The organism is Larkinella bovis (genome assembly GCF_042655385.1).
Lineage (GTDB): Bacteria > Bacteroidota > Bacteroidia > Cytophagales > Spirosomataceae > Larkinella > Larkinella bovis.
In genome coordinates, this window is record NZ_JBHSMA010000005.1 from 56,075 (window position 1) to 73,084 (window position 17,010).

Here is a 17,010-nt window from a genome sequence, read left to right on the forward strand (position 1 = left end):
TTCATCACTCCTAACTCTTCACTAAAACCATCATGCTACGGAACTACCTCAAAATCGCCTGGCGCAATCTGTGGAAAAACAAGGTTTTTTCGGCTATCAACGTCATTGGTCTGGCCGTCGGGATGGCGGCCTGTATCCTGATCCTGCTGTTCGTTACGTTTGAAAACAGTTTTGATGGTATTCATAAAAAGAACATCTATCGGCTCGACGAGGTGCAGAAGTTTCCGGGTATGGTGGCCCCCCAGAATGTGGCGCTGTCCATGTTTCCGATGGGGCCGACGCTGGTCCGGGAATTCCCCGAAATTCGCAATTTCGTCCGGGTTCGGCCCAACCAGAAAGTGCCGCTGACCTACGGCGATAAAAAGATTGTGCTGCCCCAGATTCTGTGGGCCGACTCGACTTTTCTGGATCTGTTTGATTATCAACTACTCAAGGGCGATAAAAAAAGCATCCTGAAAAACCCGAACAGCGTGGTTTTGACGGAAGAACGGGCAACGGCTTTTTTTGGTAACGACGACCCGATCGGGAAAACGCTGGTGGTGTACAGTTCCGATACGACCTCGTTTAAAGTGACCGGCGTGATTGAGAATGCGCCCAAAAACTCGCACTTGCAGTTCGACGGACTGTTTTCCTTCAACACCTTTGTCAAGGCCGACGCCATGAACAACTGGGGCGGCAACTGGCTGGTCACCTACCTCGAACTGGCCGCCAATACGGATGTCGCTTCGCTGGAGAAGAAATTTCCGGCGTATCTGAAAAAACACATGAAGGAGGGGGGCTGGAAGTTTTATGAACTGTTTCTCCAGCCGTTACGGGCGGTACACGGCCACTCAACGACGATTACCCACGATTATATCAATTTCCAGAAATTCGATCAGAGTTACACCTACATTTTTTCGGTCATCGCCCTCATCGTCCTGCTGATTGCCTGCGTCAATTTTATGAACCTGAGCACGGCCAAATCCGCCGGGCGGGCGAAGGAAGTCGGTGTTCGGAAGTCGGTCGGAGCCGAACGGGCGCAGTTGTCGGTTCAGTTCATCGGCGAATCCATTCTGCTGTCGTTCATTGCGCTGCTTTTTGCGGTCTTGCTGGTCAAGCTGTTTTTGCCGTACGTGAACAACCTGAGCCAGCGGCAACTGGAATTTTCCTTCCTGACGAATCCCGGTCTGCTGCTTTTGTTCGCCGGTTTTGCGGTGCTGATCGGCCTCATATCGGGTATTTATCCCGCCTTTTTCCTCTCCGCTTTCCAGCCAACAAAAGTGCTGAAGGGGATTGTCGAAACCGGCCGTAACAAAGGTTCTCTGCGGAATATGCTGGTGGTGGGGCAATTTACCGGGGCGGTTTTTCTGATTATTGCCACGGCTTTTGTGGTCAGACAACTGCGGTATATGCAGGAGCGGGACCCCGGTTTTTCCCACGATCAGGTTGTGATTCTGCCGCTGAATTCGCTGACCAACCCCAAATTCAGCGCCATCAAACAGGAATTGCTAGCGAGTCCATTGGTGACGGCCGTGACGGGTTCGCAGCAGCGGCTGGGTAATAACCTGCACCAGACCGGCGTCCGGTTTCACGGCGACGGCCCGGTGCGCGAAATGGCAACGTCGCAGGTCATTGTGGACCCGGATTACCTGACCTTGTACAAGATTCCGGTTCTTTATGGGCGGAATTTTTTGAAAGACCGGGAAACCGATAACGGCAAGGCTTACATCATCAATGAAACGCTGGCCAAAGAACTGTTGAAAGAGCAGCCAAAAGCCACGATGCAATCGCTGATCGGGCGGAATTTTGGCTTTGGCGGGCTGGATTCGCTGGGGCGGATTGTCGGGATTGCGAAGGATTTCAATTTCAATTCACTGCACCACAAAATCGAAACGCTCTGCATTTTCAATCAGAAGGATTGGGGCTACAGCGAGATGTCGGTTCGGATCAACGGCAGGAACACCCGGGCGGCTGTGGCCTACATGCAATCAGTCTGGAACAAACTGGCTCCCGATCAGCCATTTGAGTACACCTTCCTGGACGAACACTTCGCGGAACTCTACCGCGCCGATGGTCAGGTGAGCGAAATTGTTGGCATTCTGGCGTCGCTGGCGATTCTGATTTCGTGTCTGGGGTTGTTTGGTCTGGCGTCGTTCTCGGCCGAACGGCGGGTGAAGGAGATTGGTATTCGGAAAGTACTGGGTGCTTCGGTAACGGGCATCATTGCCCTGCTTTCGCGGGATTTCCTGAAGCTGGTGCTGATCGCGATTCTGATTGCCTCGCCGGTGGCCTGGTACGCGATTAACCGGTGGTTGCAGGATTTCGCCTACCGGATTTCCATCGACTGGTGGGTATTTGCGCTGGCGGGTGCGCTGGCTATTCTCATTGCGCTCCTGACGGTTTCGTTCCAGTCCATCAAAGCCGCTTTAATGAACCCGGTTTCCTCCCTGCGGTCGGAATAAAGAATTAAGAGTTAAGAGTGATGAGTTCATGCGTCAGCCAACCGCCGGGCGGCCCCGTCATCACTCTTAACTCATCACTCTTAACTAACTAACAAACAATGCTAACGAACTACTTTAAAATTGCCTGGCGCAACCTGCTGCGCAACAAAATGTTCTCGCTGATCAACATTCTGGGGTTGGCGCTGGGCATGGCCTGTAGCCTGCTTATTCTGTTCTGGGTGCAGGACGAGCTGGCCATGGACAAATTTCACGCGAAGGATGACCGGATTTTTCGGGTGATGGAAAACCAGGCCTGGGCGGGGCAGGATGTGGGCACCACGCCATCGACGCCCGGTATTCTGGCCGAAAACCTGAAGAAAGATTTCCCGGACGTGGAAAAAGCCGCCATGATGACCTGGGAAAATAGCCTCCTGTTGACGGTCGGCAATACCTTTGGCAAAGAAAAAGGGCGGTTTGCGAGTGGTGATTTTCTGAGTATTTTCTCGTTTCCGCTGGTGCAGGGCGACCCGAAAACGGCCCTGACGCGGCCCGAAAGCATTGTCATTTCCGAAAAGCTGGCCCGCAAATATTTTCCGCAGCAGGATGCACTCGGGAAGACGATTCGCGTGGACAATAAGACCGATCTGATGATAACGGGCGTGCTGGCAGAACTGCCGGAAAACAACTCCCTGACATTCGATTACCTGATCGCCTGGGAGCAGTTTGTCAAAAACAACGCCTGGGTGAAGGAGTGGAGCAATAATGGGCCGCGCGCTTTTGTATTGCTCAGCCCCAAAACGGATCCGGAGAAGTTTTCGGCTAAGATCAAGGATTATATCAAGCAGAAAACCAACCAGCAGACGACCAATATTGAATTGTTTCTTCAGAAAAACAGCGAGGCTTATCTGCATTCCAACTTCAAAAACGGTACGCTCGACGGCGGTCGGATTGAATACGTGCGGATGTTTGTCATTGTGGCGGTTTTCATTCTGATTATTGCCTGCATCAACTTCATGAACCTGGCCACGGCGCGCTCGGTCAAACGGGCCAAGGAGGTGGGCGTTCGGAAAGTGGTGGGCGCTGTGCGGCAGTCGCTGATGGCGCAATTTTTGGGCGAATCGCTGCTGATATCGTCTCTGGCGTTATGCGTGGCGGTGTTGGTGGTCATGCTCATGCTGCCCATTTTCAATGAACTAACCGAGAAGAAGCTGGCGTTTCGGTTTACGGATGGCTCGTTATGGGCCTTACTGCTGGGCCTGACGCTGATTACGGGGGTAGTTTCGGGCAGCTATCCGGCCCTGTTTCTGTCGTCGCTCAAACCCGTTGTGGTGTTGAAAGGGGTTCTGAAGTTTAAACCGAGTGCAACGGTTTTTCGGAAAGGGCTGGTGGTGTTTCAGTTTTCGCTGTCTATACTGCTGATCGTTGGCATGATCATCATCTACCGGCAGATTCAGTATATCCAGACTAAAAACCTGGGATTCGACAAGGAGAATCTGGTCTACATGCCGCTGGAAGGGGAATTGAAAAAGAACTACCAGACCTTCCGCAATGAGTTGAAGACGCAGCCGGGGATCAAAGAAATTTCGGCTTCGTGGTCCGATCCGCTGGAAGTGGGCAGTTCCACCATCGGTGTTACCTGGCGCGGCAAGGATACCACGCAACGGATTCTGTTCAACCAGACCGCCGTGCATTACGGTTACCTCAAGGCTATGAACATCCGGCTGAAGGAAGGCCGGGATTTTTCGCCCGCTTACACTACGGACACCACCAATTACATCATCAACGAAGCCGCGGCCCGGAAAATCGGTTACAAAAACCCGGTGGGGCAGGAGTTGACGTTCTGGGGCCGCAAGGGAATCATTGTGGGTGTGGTGAAAGATTATCACATCAATTCATTACACGTTGCCATTGATCCGCTGATTCTGCACATGCAGCGGGAGGAGTTTGACGGCGTGGTGCTGGCCCGGACGGAGCCGGGGCAGACGCAGACTGCTCTGGAGAGTCTGGAAAAAACGTTCCGGAAATTCAATCCACGGTATCCGTTTGAGTACAAGTTTACGGATCAGGAGTTCGGCAATAATTACAAGAGCGAAAAGATCATCAGCCAACTGGCCAACTACTTCGCCTTTCTGGCCATTTTCATTTCCTGTTTGGGCTTGTTTGGATTAGCGACTTTTACGGCCGAACAGCGGACCAAGGAGATTGGTATCCGCAAAGTGCTGGGTGCCAGCGTGACCAACATTGTGCTGATGCTCTCGAAAGATTTTCTGTTGCTGGTGTTGCTGTCGTCGCTGGTGGCATTGCCGGTGGCCTGGTGGGCCATGAGCAGCTGGCTGGAAAAATACGCCAACCGCATCGAGATTGAGTGGTGGATGTTTGCCGTGGCCGTCGTCGCTGCCCTCTTCATCGCGCTTTTTACCATCAGTTTTCAGAGTGTCAAAGCGGCTTTGATGAATCCGGTGAAGAGTTTGAAAACCGAGTAAAACCGTCCTGGACGGGGAGTACGCGGACGAAAGGATTAAGTAAGATTTTTCCCGTTCATCCTTTCATCCGTGTAATCCCGGTTTACGATGAGAGACTCCCGCAGAACGTTCCTCCAGAAAAGCTCCGCCCTGGCCGCCCTGACGGTGGGCGGGGGCAATGTTCCGTCGCTGGCTGATCAAAACCGCCAAACGAACGAACTCGTGCGGGATGCGGGTATGCAACTGTGCGAAGCCTATTTCTGGGGACTGGAAGAGCAGAAAATTGCCCTGACGAAGCAGATGGCCGTTTTTGGGGCCTTGGGCGGGATCAACCCGGCGATGGCGGGCCTGAAGGATGTCAGACCCTGGGAGCTGAAAGCCGTGAAGGCCGTCAAAGAAGCCTGGGACAAGGTCGGATTGAAACTGAGCGTGATTGAAGGACCGCCGTCGCTGGGCGAAAAAACCAAGCTTGGGCTGGAAGGACGCGATGAGGAAATAGCGAATTTTATTACCCTCATGAAAAACCTGGCGACGGTCGAGATCGATACGATTTGCTACAACTGGATGCCGGTGATTGGCTGGTACCGCACGCAGAACGATAAACCCGGGCGGGGTGGGGCGCTGGTGACGGCCTTCGACTACGAAGCCATAAAAAATCTGCCGCCGACCCAGTACGGCGAAGTATCGAAAGAAACCCTGTGGAAAACCCTGGAATACTTCCTGAAAGCCGTGGTGCCGGAAGCGGAGAAAATCGGGATGAAACTGGCGATGCACCCCGACGATCCGCAGGTAGACAGCATCCGCGGCATTGCCCGCATCATGAATACCGTCGATTCCTTCAAGCGCCTGCTGGAAATCTACCCGAGTCCGAGCAACGGCATTACGATGTGTCAGGGCAATTTCGCGCTGATGGGCACCGACATTCCCAAGCTCATTGCGTATTTCGGCAAGCGGAAGAAAATCCACTTTGTCCATTTCCGCAACGTACGGGGCAGTAAGTTTGCGTTCGAAGAAACCTTCCACGATGAGGGCATCATCGACATGTACGCGAGCATGAAGGCGTATTACGACATCGGTTTCAAAGGCCCCATCCGTCCCGACCACGTCCCGACAATGTACGGCGACAGCAACCAGCACCCCGGCTACAGCACCATCGGCACCCTCTACGCCCTGGGTTACATGCGCGGGTTGATGGAAGCAGTGAAAGGAGTTAAGAAGTAAGAGTGAAGAGTGATGACGGGGCCGCCCGGCGGTTGGCTGACGCATGCTATTCCCGCGGAGCTAACCGCCGGGCGGCCCCGTCATAACTCATAACTCATAATTCTAACCGCAATGGCGGTGGCAACGCTGGCGATGAGCAGGCTGAAATGGGTGGCCGACAAACCGGGTAGTTCGTAGGCCAGGAAAAACTCATCGGCGAGGATGAAGGCGGCCCACAAACCGATAAGCATCGTCAGAGCGTTGTAGGTAACGGTCAGGTGATTCGGGGTTTTCCGGATCGTGGCGGCAAACGCTTGCCAGAGCCAGAGGCTACCGACGGTTTGCCAGATGAGCACGCCCGCGTACAGCAAACCGGCCAGCCAGCCCGGTGAATGATAAATGCTGACCACTTTCTGAATCAGGCCGAAATTGCCCGAAACGAAAACCGCATCCGGCGGCAAAATCCCCAGCGCCTTCAGGGCGTCGGCGGTGTTACTGAGCAGCACCAGCGAGAGGTACATTGCCCAGAAAAACAGTAAAACCAGCGGAATGCGCCAGCCCGTCAATCGTTCAGTCTTCATGGTTATGCGTTCATTTGAATACGAAAGAACTGGAAACCGCGACGTTCCGGTGGTCTTTCAGGGCGAAAAAACCGTATTGGAAGCCTTCTTTGGGCAGCGGACTGGTGATGGTCTGAGTTTTCGGATCAATGGTGGCTTTCTGCTTCGACCAGACCCGGTGTTCGTTTGGCGACGTGGTATCGTTGGAGTAATAAAACTCGGCGGTTAGCACCGAAACCGGTGATTGATACGAAAACCGGAGCGTGGAATCCTGCACGGAAACCGGCGACACCTGCACCAGCGGAACGCCCTCATTCAGAACACTTTCGAAGAAATACCGGATTTCGTGCGGCACCCAGCCCGCTTCGTGGCCGTGCGCCATGTCGGGAATCAGGCAGATGGTTCGTTGGCTGGCGGGTACCAGGCTGTAGGTTTTATGGTAGGGCACTACGTTGTAAAACCGGTCGGTATTGCCGTTGACGAACAAAAACCGGGGCTGGGCGTAGGGCAGATACGTCGAAGGATCGAAGAACTTCATCCACTTCCGGGCGCTTCCCGCCGACAGCTTGCTGATCATTTCTTTGAAGACATCGGATTCGTCGTAATACCCGCAACCGTAGACCGGTGCGGCCGCTTTAAACCGGTTATCCAGACTGGCAACCAGGCAGGTTAGGTAGCCACCCCAACTGATGCCCGTTACGGCGGTTTTGGTAACATCAACTTCGGGCCGACTCAGCAACAGCGAATGCGCCAGAATCCCACTGGAAACCGCGTGGTAGGTCCACATATCGTTCAGCGCGGCTTTTTCGAGGTGATAGAACTTTTCGTCTGCTCCCTGATCGGGTCCGGCCTGCGCCAGCCGTTGGCCATCGGGACCTTTTCCGCCAAAATCCATCGCAATGGCCGCGTAGCCGTCGGCGGCCCATTTTTCGACCCACTCTCTGAAGGCTTTACCGCCCCCGCCGTGGAGCAGCACCACGCCCGGAAACTGCCGTTTGCCCGTGGCCTTTCCCCGAATCAGATCCGGATTGGAGTAATACGCGAACACCTGGGTGGGTTTCCCTTGGTAATCGACGCTTCGGTAGAGCAGGGAGTGTACGGTTCCGGTTTGGCTGAGCCATTCGACCGCCGGGGCCTTGCTTAAGGCTTTTAAATCCCAGAGTAACGAATCGACTTTAATGGCTTGGGTTTGAATGACCGGGACGGTTTTCTTTTGGGCAAATGCTACCGTCGAACCGAGCAGGAAAACGAGGAACAGGAATTTCATTTTAGGGAAAGAAGAACGGTTTAGGAATCAGCAACGAAAGTAAGCAATTACGGGCGGTAATGGTAGTTGGCGATCAAAAACCGCCTTGTTCATAAGTGGACAATTATTGTCCGAAATCGTACAACGATTTTTCGCCAATCCGCTCAAAACCGTATTCCGGGCCGGTTTTGCAAGTTGGCAAGGCATTTGATCAGCAAAAATAGAACTAATTGATAGCGATGAAACGCAGCTATTTGGGTGAGTTTGAGGAAATTGTTCTATTGACCGTGGCCGTGATGGAAGGTGGAGCGTACGGGGTGGCAATCACGCACGAAATTACGGAACAAACCGGGCGGACCGTGCGGCTGAATCAGGTTCACGCGGCTCTCGAACGACTGGAAGACAAAGGCATGGTGAAATCGGAAATGGGCGAACCGACGGCCGAACGCGGTGGTCGCCGGAAACGACTCTTCACCGTCACGGCCTACGGACGCCGGACGTTGCAGGAAATTCATGAGGTGCGCGTCAGCTTCTGGAGCCGTCTGCTCAGAAGAGGAAGGAAGAGTTATGAGTTAAAAGTTATGAGTTAAGAGTTAAAACGCATCGGAATGCATTAGAACCCTGGCCTATTTGTAACTCATAACTCTTTACTCATGACCCCGCCCCGCTTTGCCGACCGACTGCTCCGGTTTTTCTGCTCCGCCGATCGGCTGGAAGAAGTGCAGGGCGATTTGCACGAGGAATTTCAGTACCAGTTTCGGCGGATGGGGGCGCGCCGGGCGAAGTGGCGGTATTGGTGGGATGTGCTGGGGTTTGTGCTCTCATTCGCGATCAGACGAAAACAAGATGATTATTCGACAACAAGTCTAACGAACCCGTTTATGTTCCGGAATCACCTGAAAATCGCCTGGCGGAATTTGTTGAAAGACCGCCAGTTTACGCTGCTGAATCTGATCGGTTTATCGACCGGTTTAGCCTGTACGCTGTTGATTTACCTCTGGGTAAATGACGAATTGCAGATTGACAAGTACAACGAAAAAGACGACCAGCTTTTTCAGGTGATGGCCAATCATTTCCACGACGACGACATTAAAACGATCAACCACACGCCCGGTTTGCTGGCGGATGCGCTGGTGGCTGAAATGCCCGAAGTGGAGCACGCGGTGACGGTGGTTCCGGCTTCGTGGTTTTCAAGTAAAGGCGTGATTACGGCGGGCGAAAACCAATTGAAAGCGGGTGGGCAGTTTGTCGGAAAGGATTACTTCAATGTCTTTACCTGTCCGTTTTTGCAGGGCGATAAAAACAGCATTTTCGCGGATAACCATACAGTTGCCCTGTCCGAAGAAATGGCAGTAAAGTTGTTTGGATCAACGAAGGACGTACTCGGTAAAGCCGTCAAATGGAACTATGGCGAATTCAGCGGGACCTACCGCGTGGGCGGTATTTTCGCCAATAGCCCGGCTAATTCGACCGAGCAGTTTGACCTGCTATTCAGTTTTAACGTCTTTTTTGTCAGACGGCCGGGTATGGAAAACTGGGGCAACAGCGACCCGAGTACGTTTCTAATTTTGCGAAAGGGCACCGACTTAGCCCGGTTTAATGCCCAAATCCGGGATTTTTTACAGACAAAAAACAAAACAAAAACGCAGTTATTCGCCCTTAAGTACTCGGATAAATACCTCCACGGACAGTTCGAAAACGGCGTGCAAACCGGCGGTCGGATCGCTTATGTGCGGCTTTTTTCGACCATCGCGTTGTTCATTCTGGTCATTGCCTGCATCAATTTCATGAATTTATCGACGGCAAAGGCGTCGGGCCGGATCAAGGAAGTGGGTGTCAAAAAAGTAATGGGTGCCTTTCGGAGTTCGCTCATCGTTCAATACCTCGGAGAATCCATTCTGATGGCTTTTCTGTCGCTGGTGCTGGCGGTTTTCTGGCTGGTTTTGCTGCTTCCGCAATTCAACGCCATCACGGGCAAACACATCCGTTTGGGCTTTGATGCCACGCTGATCCTGTCCATTCTGGGAATAACGCTGCTGACCGGTTTAATCGCCGGTAGTTATCCGGCCTTGTACCTTTCCGGTTTCAACCCGACGGCGGTGTTGAAAGGCAAGCTTAAAACGTCGGTTGGCGAATTGCTGGTTCGCAAAGGACTGGTGGTGTTTCAATTCACGGTTTCGATCCTTTTTATTGTCTCCGTACTGGTGGTTTACCGGCAAATCGATTACATCCAGACCAAAAACCTGGGGTACAACCGCGATAACATTATTCATTTCGAAATTCCGCTCGACATGGATTCCGTCAAGCTGAAATCTGCCGAGGCTTTTCTGGGGGAAATCAAAGCGATTCCGGGCGTGCTTAACGCGTCGAGCTATTACCATGATCTGATCGGTGGTCACGGCGCCATTTCCGGTTTTGAATGGCCAGGCAAACCGGCGGGCAAAGACATTGAATTTTCGAACCTAGAAGTGGGCTACAATTTCATCGAAACCGTCGGGATGGAGCTGAAAGAAGGGCGGCATTTTACGAATGGTCCGGGTTCGAACAAAGAGATTATTTTCAACGAAGCCGCCATCAAAAGCATGGGACTGAAAGCCCCGATTGGTAAAACCGTTAAGTTCTGGAATCAGGAACGGCAAATCATCGGTGTGGTGAAGAATTTCAATTTCGAATCGCTGTATGAAGACGTAAAACCTTGTTTTTTTCAGGTTTATCCGGTCATGCCCAACATCATGGTGAAGATTCAGGGCGGGACTGAAAAAACGACGATTGCCCAAATTCAGAAAACGTTTGAATCCTACAACCAGGGGCTGGTTTTCGACTATCAGTTTCTGGACGAAAACTACAATGCGCTGTATGCTGCCGAACGACGGATTGGCATTTTGTCGCGGTATTTTGCCGGACTCACCATCCTGATTTCGTGTCTCGGCTTGTTTGGTCTGGCGGCATTTACGGCCCAACGGCGGCAAAAGGAAATTGGCATTCGGAAGGTAGTGGGCGCCACGGTGGGCAACGTTGCCGTCATGCTGTCGATGGACTTCCTGAAATTGCTGCTGATCGCGCTGTTGATCGCTTTCCCGGTTATCGGTTGGGCGTTGAGTCGCTGGCTTCAGGCGTTTGCTTTTCACGTTGATCTGGGCGTGGGCGTATTCATCATCGCCGGTGTTTCCATCACGCTCATCACCCTGTTGACCGTGGGTTATCAGGCCATCAAAGCGGCTTTGGCGAATCCGGTTCGCTCGCTGCGCTCGGAATAATGAATTAAGAATTAAGAGTGATGAGTTAAGAGTTATGTGTTAAATGCGTCAGCCAACTCTTAATTCTTAACTCATAACTCCTTATAGCCACTCCCAGGCGCTTTGGTAGGCGTCGTGTTGTTCGGCGTAGGTGATAAAATCGGCGTAGAAAGGCAGACTCGCCAGGGTGGAACTGTCGCCCACCACGACCAGTTTCTTGCGGGCGCGGGTCATGGCGACGTTCATCCGGCGAATGTCGGCCAGAAAACCGATCTCGCCTTCGGCGTTGCTGCGGGTCATGGAGATGTAAACGATGTCGCGCTCCTGCCCCTGAAAACCGTCGACGGTATTGACCGAAATTTTCGGAAGATACGGCAGCAACTCCGGCGTGTGGATAAGCTGGTCGTTCAGAACGGCCAACTGTTGTTTATACGGTGAAATGATCGCAATCGTCGGGAAGTTTTGTGGGCGATAAAACGGGCCTAACTCCGTCACCAGATGCGTAAGATGCCGGATCAACAGGGCGGCTTCTTCGGGGTTGGTGGAACTCGTGCCGTCGAGTTTTTCCTCAAAACCGCAACCCGCCGTATCGATAAACCGCAGCGACGAATCGCCCGAAAACAGCGCGTGGGTGGCTACCGACGGGTGGGCTTTCAGAAGGTTGTCGTAGAAGACCCTCGACGAATACCCCATGATGTGCTCGTGCATGCGGTATTGCTCCTCCAGCACACTCACGGCCTCCGGGTGCAGCGTTACGCACTTTTCCAGTAACGTGGTGTTCAGTCCCTTGCGGGCGGCTTCGTTCGATTTGATGGTGGGCGGTAGCTGGCAGTGATCCCCGGCCAGAATCACCTTCTGCGCTTTCAGAATCGGAATCCAGCAGGCCGGTTCCAGCGCCTGCCCGGCTTCGTCGATGACCACGGTCTGGAAGCTGAGGTTTCGGATCATGTACTGATTTGAACCCACCAGCGTGGCCGTGATGACCTGCGCTTTGGCAACCAGATCGTCGATGATGTACTGCTCCGAATTACCGACTTCTTTCAGAATCCGGTGGGCCTCGTCGAACAGGGCTTTTCGCTGATCCCGCTCGGCTTTGCCAAAATTGCGCTTGTACTTATGCGCCATGCTCCTGAACTCATTCGCCTGTTTTTTTAGTTTTTTGATTTCTTTCATCAGGCTGTGCTCGGCCATTTTATGGTCCAGCGTGAGGCCCGTCAGGCGCTCCGAGATCCGGGCCGGATTGCCCACCCGGAGCACGTTCAGACCTTGTTCGGAAAGTTTCTCACTGAGCAAATCAACGGCCGTATTGCTGGGAGCTACCACCAGTATTTTCTGGTTTTGATCCTTCCACAAGGCTTTGATGGCCTGCACCAGCGTGGTCGTTTTGCCGGTTCCGGGAGGCCCGTGGACGATGGCCAGTTCATTGGCCGCCCGGATTTTGTCAACCGCCCGTTGCTGGCTGGCATTCAGTTGCGGGATTGGCAGGGCAGGCATATCCGTTTGAAATGTCGGAGCGGTTTGGCCGGTCAGGATGCGGACCAGGCGGTTTTTCGGGTCCTGGCTCAGGGTATTGGCGAGCTTGAGGGCGTCCTGCATCTCGTCGTAGCTCTTGTCGTCAAACAACAACTCCACGCCCAGCTTGCCGTCGCGCGACCAGTCGGGCAATTCGTCGGTCAGCAGGGTGATTTTTAGCCGGTTTCCACTCTGGTGGGATATGGTGCCTTCGACGCGGTCGTTTTTCGGGTCGTGGTTACTAAAGAACAGCGCGGGCATGCCCGCCCGGAGTTGATGCGCAATGTCCTGGTGTGTCGTCCGTTCTACTTCGACCGTCAGGTAATCGCCCCGCCCCAGTTCGGACCCCCGGATGGCGATGGGATACCAGGTCAGTCCGTTGGCCCGGCGCTCGGCTACGGAGGTGGTTTCGGTGAGTTTTCGGTATTGATTGCGGTCTTCTTCCCGTTCAATTTTCAATAATTCGAGAAGCTGTTTGAAATAATCCATTCACAAAGTTATGAGTTATGAGTTAAGAGTGATGACGGGGCCGCCCGGCGGTTGACTCCACAGGAACAGAATGCGTCAGCCAACTCTTAACTCTTAACTCATAATTCATCACGCGCTAACCCGGTATGTCAGTGATACCAGGCCGGTTTCGTAGGGTTTCGATTCCAGCAAGGTCAGGTTGACCCGGTTTTTGAGGTTCGGGGCCAGCGGTTTTCCGGCCCCCAGCAGGATGGGGTGGACGGCTAAAAACAACTCATCGATCAGGCCTTCGTTGAAGAAGGAGGTCGTCAGGTTGGCACCACCGAAGAGCCAGAGGTCTTTACCGGGTTGGTTCTTGAGCGCATTGACCTGCGTTCTGATGTCGCCCCGGATGAGTTCCTCACCCTCTCCAACCTGGGTGAGCGTGTTCGAGAAGATGTACTTTTTATACCCTGAATACGGGTTGTTGCTGGCCGGTTCGTTCGGATTGTTCAGTAAGTCGTAGCTTTTCCGCCCGATCAGCAGACCATCGATTCGCTCCAGAAAAGCCGTCAGGCCATAATCCTGATCCGTAAAACACCAGTCGTACTCGCCGTTGGGGCCTTCAATGTAGCCGTCCAGGCTAATGGCCAATCCTAAAATTACCTTGCGCATGGGAAGAGAGTGATTAGATGGTTGGGATGTACTGGATGTGCTGGATGCTTGCTGGATAGGTTAGATGCTGGATGTTGAATGCTGGATAGGTTAGATATTAGGATACTGAATAAATGGTATAACTGGCTAGTATCCAGTATGTCCGGCATCCAGCATCTAACCTATCCAGCATCCAGCACATCCAGCCTCCAAGCCTCCCAGTATTTCTGCAAAATTGCGAAAGGGGCAGCTGGGGTGATTGTAAAAATCGGACATCAGCAGAGAATGTGGTCGGTTGTGCGTAACTGGCCTGGGGTTAAACCGGTGAAATCCCGGCAGGAATGGATAAAATGGGCCTGATCGTAATAACCACTTTCGTACGCGATTTCAGTCAGGCTCCGGGAAGGGTGTTTTTTTAATTTTTTAAGCGCATTCAGGAAAGCGGTAATCCGGGCAAATTCTTTGGGCGAAAGACCGATGCGCGGGTTAAATCGCCGAATCAACTGCCGGTTGCTGAGGCCGGTTTTTGCCGCCAACATTTCCAGGGAAAGCTGTCCGCCGGCCTGCCGAATCTGGTTGATGCAGAAATCGACGCCCGAATCCGGCGGGCCCGCTTGCCGAAGCCGCGCAAGCAGATACTGCTGAAGAAGCTGCACCCGGTGCGGCATGTCTTTCGCGGTTTCGGTGCGCTCCTGTAGCTCATCGGCCACCGGGCCCCATAGGTCGCGCAGGTCGACGAGCTGGTTGGCCAGCTCGTGCATCGGTACCGGAAAGAACAAGTAGGCCTGACCGGGCGCGAAACAAATGGACACAAAACTCACTTTCCCCGGCGTCCGGACATCCATAAAATGGTTCAGGCGGGTGGTGATGAAACTCCGCCCGCAGGAGGCTATGACACCATCTGTATAGGCGACTTGCTGCGGTGGGCTGAAGTTGATAAAAAGCTCCACGCAGGTATCGGGCAAAACCCGGATGGGAGCCGCCGGAGCCGCCACGATGTCGTCTTCCAGCGCGCAAATGGCTTTTACAAAGGGTCTTAGCCGGGGTTCTATGTCGTATAACTGGTAGGGCATGGGGCAAAGATACACATTTGTTGCGGGGCAAATCGGGATCGGTTGACAGTCAATGCGCCGTGTCCGGTTTACGGACACGGACTGTCCAGAAGCGGACACAGCATTGGGCTTCTCGTTTCGGAAAACCGCGTTTCTGCTCCAGTCTGACCCCTTGGCCAGCATTGGCACTGCCTTTCTTCGGCCTTTTTGGGAGAATTTGAAGCGGTTGTCCTGTTAGCTGTCGCCGTGTTCGACGAAGTCGCGTACGGCGTCACGATCACGCAGGGGATCGGGCAGAAAACCGGCCGGTCGGTTTCTGCCTGGTGCATACGACCGCCAACACCCGTCAACCGAATCCTGAACGTATGCAGAAGGTCAGTAGTCTTTCAGAACCTGCCGCAGGGCGCGAAGGGCCTTGGTCATGTGGGCTTCCACGGTTTTGGGAGAAAGCAGTAATTCCTGCGCAATTTCGTGGTATTTCCGGCCTTCAAAGCGGTTTAGGATAAAAACCCGCTGCACGGCGGGCGAGAGCGACTGAATGACCTGCTCGATCTTGCGATACAACTCATCGTATTCGATACTTTCTTCCGGGGTGGGTAAGATGGAGGGCAACCCTTCTTCAACCTGACTGGACAACTCGGTCTCCCGGTTAAATTCCCGCTGGAGATACTTTAAGGATTCAAACCGTACGGCGGAAAACAGGTAGGCCCGGAACGAACTGCGAATTTGGCGATGAATTTCTTTGTGCAGGAACGTCGAAAAGAGTTCCCCAACCAGATCCTGGGCTAGTTCCTTCGAATAAACAAACCGAACGGCATGGCTGCACAGGACATTGTAGTATTTCCGAAACAGCAACTCAACTCCTTTCTGCGGGTCTGATTCAAAGGCCTGGCGGATAAACCATTCTTTATCATCCGATACCGAAAATACGCCTTCTTCCTTCGCGTGTGGCTGAGGATCGAAGGGGTCGGGCTGAGAGGAAGGTTGTTTTTCAAACAAAACGCCGGGCTGATTGAAAGTTTAGGAATAGGAGGCTCGTACTCGTAAGATCCAGTTTGGAACGAATACCCTAATAAAAAGGCAAATTTTTATCGAAAAAAATTTAATGGGCAGATTCGTAGAATTACCGTTAGGGTAATTCGGCGGTTTTGGATCATACAGAGAGCAACCAGTATGATTCCAATGAGTGTCAATAAGAACCTTTTGTGGCGGTATTTCTCGGGGAACGTAACCCTTCCGGAACGACAGCGAGTGACGGAATGGCTACGCGAGAATTCAAATCTGGAACGTTATTACCAGGCTCTGGAAGAATGGGAGCAGGAAAACCTTCAGTTTGAGACCGATACCGATGCTGCGATTCAACGGTATCTCCATTCTTCTGATAAAAATAACCGCCCACCCGTTCCCGCTCCTCAACGTATAGACCGGCCGTTGGGCCGGTTTTTCAGGAATTCGTACCGCTGGATGGCGGCTGCGGTGGTTGTGCTGCTGTCGATGGCTGCGTATGTATGGCAGGATTTTCTGCTGTACCAAACCCATACAACCGGCTACGGTCAGGTACGCTCCCTGATCCTGGAAGATGGCAGCCGGGTTACCCTCAATGCCAATTCCCGGTTGTCGATCCCCCGCTGGCCGTCGGCCGACCGGGAGGTCTTTTTAAAAGGCGAAGCCGAATTTTCGGTCATTCACACCCACGACCATCGCCGGTTTCTGGTGAAAACCGATGACCAGTTGCAGGTGGAAGTGCTGGGTACCGAGTTTGTCGTTTATTCCCGAAACCGGGGTTCTAAGGTGGCATTGACCAAAGGCAAGGTTCGTTTACGCTCCCTGAAAGATACGCACGCCAAACCCCTGACCATTCTGCCCGGTGATGTCGTTACCGTCAGCGAAAAAGGAACGTTCCAGGTACAAAGCAGGCAGGAACTGGCACCGTATACCGCCTGGAAAAATCACCTCTTTGTTTTCGAAGCCACACCCTTGCAGGACATTACCGCCCAGATCAAAGATATTTTCGGGGTGTCTATCCTGCTTAGTGACGACGAACTGGCGCATCGGACCCTCACCGGTGCGTTTGAAGCCGAAACCGCCGACGAATTAGTGCAGGCGCTCACCAAAGTCATGAACCTGCGACAGGTTCAGCAGGATACGGTTATTCTGCTACAGCCTGCCCCGACCCCTAATCCTGTTCAACTAACCCAATAACTCATTATTCCCCTTAATC

12 protein-coding genes are annotated in these 17,010 nt (G+C 53.1%); 6 read left to right on the forward strand and 6 right to left on the reverse strand.

Annotation, left to right across the window (positions count from 1 at the left end; translation table 11 throughout):
* The first annotated feature begins 32 nt into the window (after positions 1–32).
* The 3 genes from ACFPMF_RS16820 (at position 33) to ACFPMF_RS16830 (ending at position 6,103) form a co-directional block, all read left to right on the forward strand.
* Entirely contained in the window at positions 33–2,441 is a 2,409-nt protein-coding gene (locus tag ACFPMF_RS16820; protein WP_379847332.1) for an ABC transporter permease, read from the forward strand.
* A gap of 98 nt (positions 2,442–2,539) precedes the next feature.
* Complete coding sequence (locus ACFPMF_RS16825; RefSeq protein ID WP_379847335.1) at positions 2,540–4,903, forward strand: ABC transporter permease; 2,364 nt, start codon at positions 2,540–2,542, stop codon at positions 4,901–4,903.
* Positions 4,904–4,990: 87 nt separating this feature from the next.
* Entirely contained in the window at positions 4,991–6,103 is a 1,113-nt protein-coding gene (locus tag ACFPMF_RS16830; RefSeq protein ID WP_379847338.1) for a mannonate dehydratase, read from the forward strand.
* Positions 6,104–6,183: 80 nt separating this feature from the next.
* On the opposite strand, the gene ACFPMF_RS16835 is transcribed toward ACFPMF_RS16830, so the two are convergent.
* Together ACFPMF_RS16835 and ACFPMF_RS16840 are read right to left on the reverse strand one after the other, a co-directional pair.
* Positions 6,184–6,663 carry a hypothetical protein gene (locus ACFPMF_RS16835; protein WP_379847341.1) on the reverse strand — a complete coding sequence of 160 codons (480 nt, stop codon included), beginning with the start codon at positions 6,661–6,663 and terminating at the stop codon, positions 6,184–6,186.
* Between the two features lie 10 nt (positions 6,664–6,673).
* A complete protein-coding gene (locus ACFPMF_RS16840) occupies positions 6,674–7,909 on the reverse strand; it encodes an alpha/beta hydrolase family protein (protein WP_379847343.1) in 1,236 nt (411 codons plus the stop codon).
* A 218-nt stretch (positions 7,910–8,127) separates the two neighbouring features.
* Between ACFPMF_RS16840 and ACFPMF_RS16845 the strand changes: the two genes are divergently transcribed.
* Positions 8,128–8,478, forward strand: coding sequence for a PadR family transcriptional regulator (locus ACFPMF_RS16845; protein WP_379847346.1), 351 nt, complete (start codon positions 8,128–8,130; stop codon positions 8,476–8,478).
* A 63-nt stretch (positions 8,479–8,541) separates the two neighbouring features.
* A complete protein-coding gene (locus ACFPMF_RS16850; RefSeq protein ID WP_379847349.1) occupies positions 8,542–11,145 on the forward strand; it encodes a permease prefix domain 2-containing transporter in 2,604 nt (867 codons plus the stop codon).
* Between the two features lie 81 nt (positions 11,146–11,226).
* Here the strand turns inward: ACFPMF_RS16850 and ACFPMF_RS16855 are convergent, their stop codons facing one another.
* From ACFPMF_RS16855 to ACFPMF_RS16870, 4 genes are all read right to left on the reverse strand, one after another.
* Entirely contained in the window at positions 11,227–13,125 is a 1,899-nt protein-coding gene (locus tag ACFPMF_RS16855; protein ID WP_379847351.1) for an AAA domain-containing protein, read from the reverse strand.
* Between the two features lie 108 nt (positions 13,126–13,233).
* A complete protein-coding gene (locus ACFPMF_RS16860; RefSeq protein ID WP_379847353.1) occupies positions 13,234–13,758 on the reverse strand; it encodes a dihydrofolate reductase family protein in 525 nt (174 codons plus the stop codon).
* A gap of 254 nt (positions 13,759–14,012) precedes the next feature.
* Positions 14,013–14,810, reverse strand: a complete 798-nt coding sequence (locus tag ACFPMF_RS16865; protein ID WP_379847356.1) for a helix-turn-helix domain-containing protein — start codon at positions 14,808–14,810, stop codon at positions 14,013–14,015.
* Positions 14,811–15,164: 354 nt separating this feature from the next.
* Positions 15,165–15,788, reverse strand: coding sequence for an RNA polymerase sigma-70 factor (locus tag ACFPMF_RS16870; protein WP_379847358.1), 624 nt, complete (start codon positions 15,786–15,788; stop codon positions 15,165–15,167).
* Between the two features lie 183 nt (positions 15,789–15,971).
* Between ACFPMF_RS16870 and ACFPMF_RS16875 the strand changes: the two genes are divergently transcribed.
* Positions 15,972–16,991 carry a FecR family protein gene (locus ACFPMF_RS16875; RefSeq protein WP_379847360.1) on the forward strand — a complete coding sequence of 340 codons (1,020 nt, stop codon included), beginning with the start codon at positions 15,972–15,974 and terminating at the stop codon, positions 16,989–16,991.
* Positions 16,992–17,010: the final 19 nt, after the last annotated feature.